Source organism: Micromonospora echinofusca, assembly GCF_017614955.1.
Lineage (GTDB): Bacteria > Actinomycetota > Actinomycetes > Mycobacteriales > Micromonosporaceae > Micromonospora > Micromonospora echinofusca_A.
Map to the genome: position 1 here is coordinate 1 of NZ_WVUH01000416.1, position 5,582 is coordinate 5,582.

5 protein-coding genes are annotated in these 5,582 nt (G+C 72.2%); all 5 read right to left on the reverse strand.

What is annotated here, in order from left to right; all coding sequences use genetic code 11:
- Positions 1-65: 65 nt before the first annotated feature.
- Positions 66-833, reverse strand: coding sequence for an enoyl-ACP reductase FabI (gene fabI, locus GSF22_RS29880; protein WP_208817258.1), 768 nt, complete (start codon positions 831-833; stop codon positions 66-68).
- A 135-nt stretch (positions 834-968) separates the two neighbouring features.
- Complete coding sequence (gene fabG / locus GSF22_RS29885; RefSeq protein WP_208817259.1) at positions 969-1,673, reverse strand: beta-ketoacyl-ACP reductase; 705 nt, start codon at positions 1,671-1,673, stop codon at positions 969-971.
- Positions 1,674-2,311: 638 nt separating this feature from the next.
- On the reverse strand, positions 2,312-3,262 hold the full coding sequence (locus GSF22_RS29890) for a VWA domain-containing protein (protein WP_208817260.1): 951 nt from the start codon (positions 3,260-3,262) through the stop codon (positions 2,312-2,314).
- Complete coding sequence (locus tag GSF22_RS29895) at positions 3,259-4,305, reverse strand: DUF58 domain-containing protein (RefSeq protein WP_439957821.1); 1,047 nt, start codon at positions 4,303-4,305, stop codon at positions 3,259-3,261. The genes GSF22_RS29890 and GSF22_RS29895 overlap by 4 nt, the downstream gene beginning before the upstream one ends.
- Complete coding sequence (locus GSF22_RS29900; protein WP_208817261.1) at positions 4,284-5,393, reverse strand: AAA family ATPase; 1,110 nt, start codon at positions 5,391-5,393, stop codon at positions 4,284-4,286. Before GSF22_RS29900 ends, GSF22_RS29895 begins: the two co-directional genes overlap by 22 nt.
- Positions 5,394-5,582: the final 189 nt, after the last annotated feature.

The following is a 5,582-nucleotide window of genomic DNA, read 5'->3' on the forward strand; positions in this document are numbered from 1 at the left end:
GGGCGGGTGTTAAGCGGGGCCCCTTCCTATACCGAAAACGATAGGAAGGGGCCCTTCCTTACACCTCAGGCGCCGAGGGCGTGGTAGCCGCCGTCGACGTGGACGATCTCACCGGTGGTGGCCGGGAACCAGTCGGAGAGCAGGGCCAGGCAGGCCCGGGCGGCCGGCTCCTGGTCGGTGAGGTCCCAGCCGAGCGGGGAGCGCTCCTGCCAGGCGACCTCGAACTGTTCGAAGCCGGGGATCGACTTGGCTGCCATGGTGCGCAGCGGGCCGGCGGCGACGAGGTTGCTGCGGATCCCCTTCGGGCCCAGGTGCAGGGCCAGGTAGCGGGAGGCCGACTCCAGCCCGGCCTTGGCCACGCCCATCCAGTCGTAGACCGGCCACGCCTTGGTGGCGTCGAAGGTGAGTCCGACGATCGAACCGCCCGGGGACATCAGCGGCAGCACCGCCATGGCCAGCGACTTGTACGAGTAGGTGGAGACGTGCAGGGCGGTCGCCACGTCCTCCCACGGTGCGTCGAGGAAGCCGCCGCCGAGGCAGCTCTGCGGCGCGAAGCCGATCGAGTGGACCAGCCCGTCGATGCCGTCGACGTGCTCGCGTACCCGGTCGGCGAGGCCGGCCAGGTGCTCGGCGTTGGTCACGTCCACCTCGATCACCGGCGCCGGCTCGGGCAGCCGCTTGGCGATCCGCTCGACCAGCGAGAGCCGACCGAAGCCGGTCAGCACCACCGTCGCCCCGTTCTCCTGGGCCAGCTTCGCCGTGGAGAAGGCGATCGACTGGTCGGTGATGACACCGGTGACGAGCAGCCGCTTACCGGCCAGCAGTCCAGACACGTGCAGATCCTCCGTAAATCGTCCGTGGTGCGCTCGTGGTGCGGCCCGCCGGGGCGGACGACGCCGACCGGGGACCGGTCGGCGTCCGGGGTGTGCGCCCGATGCCCGACGCGGGGCCGGGCGGGTGCGGTCGGGTCAGTGCCCCATGCCCATGCCGCCGTCGACCGGGATGACCGCACCGGAGATGTAACCAGCGGAGTCTCCGGCCAGCCAGGTCACCACGCCGGCCACCTCGTCCGGGCTGGCGAACCGGCCCAGTGGGATGGACTTGCGGTACTGCTCCTTGCGGTCGTCCGGCAGGACCGCGGTCATGTCGGTGTCGATGAAGCCCGGTGCCACCACGTTCGCCGTGACGTTGCGGCTGCCCAGCTCGCGGGTGATGGACCGGGCCACCCCCACCAGGCCGGCCTTGCTGGCCGCGTAGTTGACCTGGCCCGGGCTGCCGTACAGACCGACCACCGAGGAGATGAAGATCATCCGCCCCCAGCGGGCCCGCACCATCTTGGTGGCGGCCCGCTTGGCGCACCGGAACGCGCCGGTCAGGTTGGTGTCGAGCACGTTGGTGAACTGCTCGTCCGACATCCGCATCAGCAGCGTGTCGTCGGTGATCCCCGCGTTGGCGACCAGCACCTCGACCGGCCCCAGCTCCGCCTCGACGGTGCTGAAGGCGCTGTCCACGGCGGCCGGGTCGGTGATGTCGCAGCGCACGCCGAACAGGTCCGGCGGGCCGCTCTCTCCCCGGTGGGTGACCGCCACCCGGTCACCCTGCTTGGCGAAGGCCTGCGCGATGGCCAGGCCGATCCCCCGGTTACCGCCGGTCACCAGCACGGTTCTGGCCACGGGTCCCCCTAGAAGAAAAAGCGTGTGGACGGTGCGCGTTGGAGATTAGGCGTTACCGGCAGGTAAGCGCTAACGCGACCCAGGTCACGCGGATACCTGACAGTCGCCACGGACACCGGGTCGGGGCGGTCCCGGCATCCGTGGGGACCGCCGCCCCGGCCGATCGGCCGACTGCGGAGGGTCGACAGCGCGGGTGTACGATGATCCGCGTTCCGGACCCCGCCGAGCTGTGGAGGTGATCGCTGTGCGAGATAGCGATCCTCCCAGTCGTGGCCGGGCCGATCGTCAGCCCCGCTGAGCCACGGCTCAGTCGAGTGAGCTGACCAGCTCCGCTCCACCCGCAACGACCCGTGCCGTCCGGGGTAGCGCCCGGACACCGGGCCCGCCGCCTCGCGGTGGCAGTTGGTGGAGCACCCCGGTCACGACTTCGTGTGTGCGCCCTGCCTGACCCCTGACGTCCGCGCCCCGGCGCGGCCGGACCAGTCGCCACCGGAGTAAAACTGCCATGAGCCGCTACGTCGCCCCGCTGGGCTTCACCCTCGCCGCCGTCTGGGTGGCCGTCCTCTTCGTCCTGGCCAGCAGCACCCACTGAAACCCGGTCGGGTGGTGGCCGGGCCGACCGGGTCGGCCCGGCCGGGTCACAGCAGCCGCGAGGTCCAGAGCAGGCTCATCCCGGCGGCGGTCAGGGCGAGCAGCAGCGCCAGCCCGGCGTACCACTGGGTGATCTCCCGGGGTTCGGTCCGGAACCCGATCGAGCTGCCCATGTCCTGGTAGACCTGCTTCAACTCGCTGACCGACGCCGCCTCGTAGAAGAAGCCCTGGGTGGTCTCGGCCAGTTCGGCGAGGGCGAGCCGGTCCACCGGCACCCGCTGGAGCTGACCGCCGATGTCGACCTGCCCGTCGTCGGTGCCGAAGGCGATGGTGGAGACCGGCACGTTGGCCGCCTGGGCCGCGGCGCCCGCCTCCTCCACCGACCGACCCGAGGTGCGGTACCCGTCGGAGAGCAGCACGATCCGGGCCGGCGGGATGCCCGCCGCCCCGTCGGCCGGTACCGACCGGATCGCCTCCAGGCAGGTGAAGACCGCCTCCCCGGTGGCCGTCGCCTCGGCCAGCACCAGCGCGTCGATGGCGGTGGTCACCGCCGCGCGGTCCTTCGACGGGGGTACCAGCACGTTCGCCGACTTGGCGAACGCCACCAGACCCAGGTTGTAGCTGGGTGGCAGCTCGGCGACGAACTGCTTGGCCGCCTCCTGGGCCGCCTCCAGCCGGTTCGGTGCCACGTCGTCGGCCTGCATCGACAGCGACACGTCGATGGCGAGCATGATCGTCGCCCGTTCCAGCGGTTCCTTCGTGTCGATCGCCGGACGGGCCAGCCCGCTGGCCAGCACCAGCAGGCTGAGCAGCAGGGTGCCGGCGGCGGCGTGCCGCCGCCAGCCCAGCCCCTTCGGGGCCAGGGTCTGGAGCAGTTCCACGTTGGTGAACCGCATGGCGTACGCCCGCCGGTGCAACTGCCGCCAGACGTACGCGCCGGCCAGGGCGAGCACCGGCAGCACCGCGAGCAGCCACCACGGTTGCAGGAATCGGATCATCGTGTCGTCCCCCTGGTGCGGGCGTGCCGCTGCGCGGCCACGAAACGCACCATGTCCAGCAGCCAGTCGGTATCGGTACGCAGACGCAGGTGGGCCGCACCGGCGGCCCGCAACTCGTCGGCGATCGCCGTCCGCTGGACGGCGGCGGCGTCGGCGTAGCGGCGTCGCAGCCGCGGATCGGCGGTCTGCACCTCGTGCAGCTCCCCCGTCTCCGGGTCGACCACCGCGAGCACCCCGACGTCGGGCAGTTCCAACTCACGCGGGTCGACCACCTCGATCGCCAACACGTCGTGCCGGACCGCGAGCTTACGCAACGGGCGCCCCCACTGGGCCGGCGGTGCCAGGAAATCGGAGATCACCACGGCCACCCCGCGCCGCCGGGGTGGCCGGTTCAGCAGGTCGACCAGCGCACCGAGATCGGTCCGACCGGGCCGGACCTCGGTCCCGGCGATCGCCCGCAGCAGCCCGTGCGCCTCGCGGCGGCCGGGTCGCGCCGGCAGGCGGAACAGCAGCGGCGCGACGGCGGCCGGTTCCGGGGCCGCCCGCCGCCACCGCGAACGGGCCGCCGGTGCCGGTACCGGCCCACCGCTGCCGACCACCGCGCCGACCCGGTTGCCGCCGCGCACGGTCAGGTGGGTCATCGCGGTCGCCGCCGCGATCACCAGGTCACGCTTGAGCCAGCGGCCGGTACCGAAGTCGAGGCTGGCCGAGAGGTCCACCGCCAGCCAGGTCTCCAGTTCCCGGTCGGCGACGGTACGCCGGACGTGCGGCACGGTCGTCCGGGCGGTCACCGGCCAGTCCATCCGGCGCACGTCGTCCCCGGGCCGGTACTCGCGGGACTCCCCCGCCTCGGTACCCGGCCCGGGGAGCAGCCCCGCGTAGTCGCCCTGGAGCAGGCCGTCGAGTTTCCGGGTGACCAGCAGTTGCAACCGGGACAGCACCGCCTCCGACCGGCCCCCGCCGGTACCCGTACCACCGGTTCCGCCCGGCACCGCGCCGGGCGGTCGTACCCCGGCTCCGGTCACGGCCGCTGCCCGGGCCAGCCGGCGGCCATCGGCGGCGCGGCGGGCGGCACCGGCGCCGCGTGCTGCCGGGGCGCGACCGAGGGCAGCGGTACCGTCGACATGATCCGGCCGACGATGTGGTCGGCCGGTACGTCGTCGGCCAGCGCGTCGTAGCTGAGCACCAGGCGGTGCCGCAGGATGTCCGGGGCGATGTCCTGCACGTCCTGGGGCAGCGCGTAGTCCCGGCCCCGGAGCAGGGCCAGGGCCCGGGTGGCCCGGACGATGCCGAGCGAGGCGCGGGGGCTCGCCCCGTACTGGATGAGCTGGCCCACGTCGGGCATCCCGTACTCGGCCGGGGAGCGGGTGGCCAGCACCAGCCGGACCGTGTAGTCGACCAGCGCGTTGTGCACGAAGACCTGGTCGGCCTTGCGTTGCAGGGCGATCAGATCGGTCGGGCTGAACACGGTGGCCGGCTCCGGCGGCGCGACGCCCATCCGGTAGATGATCTCGCGTTCCTCGGCGTCGGTCGGATAGCCCACCACGATCTTCATCAGGAACCGGTCCCGCTGCGCCTCGGGGAGCGGGTAGACCCCCTCCTGCTCGATCGGGTTCTGGGTGGCCATCACCAGGAACGGGTGGGGCACCGGGAAGGTCTCGCCACCGATCGACACCTGCTGCTCGCTCATCACCTCCAGCAACGCCGACTGCACCTTGGCCGGCGCCCGGTTGATCTCGTCGGCGAGCAGGAAGTTGACGAACACCGGGCCGAGTTCGACGTCGAACTTCTCGCTGGACTGCCGGTAGATCCGGGTACCCATGATGTCGGCGGGGACCAGGTCCGGGGTGAACTGCACCCGGGCGAAGGTACCGCCGACCACCCGGGCCAGGGTCTCCACGGCGAGGGTCTTCGCCACCCCCGGGACCCCTTCCAGCAGGCAGTGCCCCCGGGCCAGCAGCGCGACGAACATCCGCTCCACCATCCGGTCCTGGCCGACGATCACCCGCTTGACCTCGAACAGCGCGCGTTCGAGCAGGGTGGCGTCCTCGGCCGGCGTGCTACCCGGTGTGTCCGGGGCGGTGCCGTTCTCGGACGGGGTCGGAGCGTCGGGTGTGGTCGGCTGGGCCACCGGTCCTCCACAGCGTGATCAGTTGTCGGCGGGGATGCTGCGCCTCCAAGCCTCGCATGCCCGTCGGAGGGCCGAGGTGGGGAGAACACGATTGTGCTCCCACCCGGGCAGGAACACCCCGTCCCACCAGGGCGGGGCTGAATTCTCCCGGCCACGGGTAGACAGGTGGGGTCTCGGCGTGTGTACGAT

Bases quoted from the DNA above. Each gene is read 5' to 3' on its own strand.
- GSF22_RS29890 (WP_208817260.1), bottom strand. From the start codon at position 3,262: ATGATCCGATTCCTGCAACCGTGGTGGCTGCTCGCGGTGCTGCCGGTG.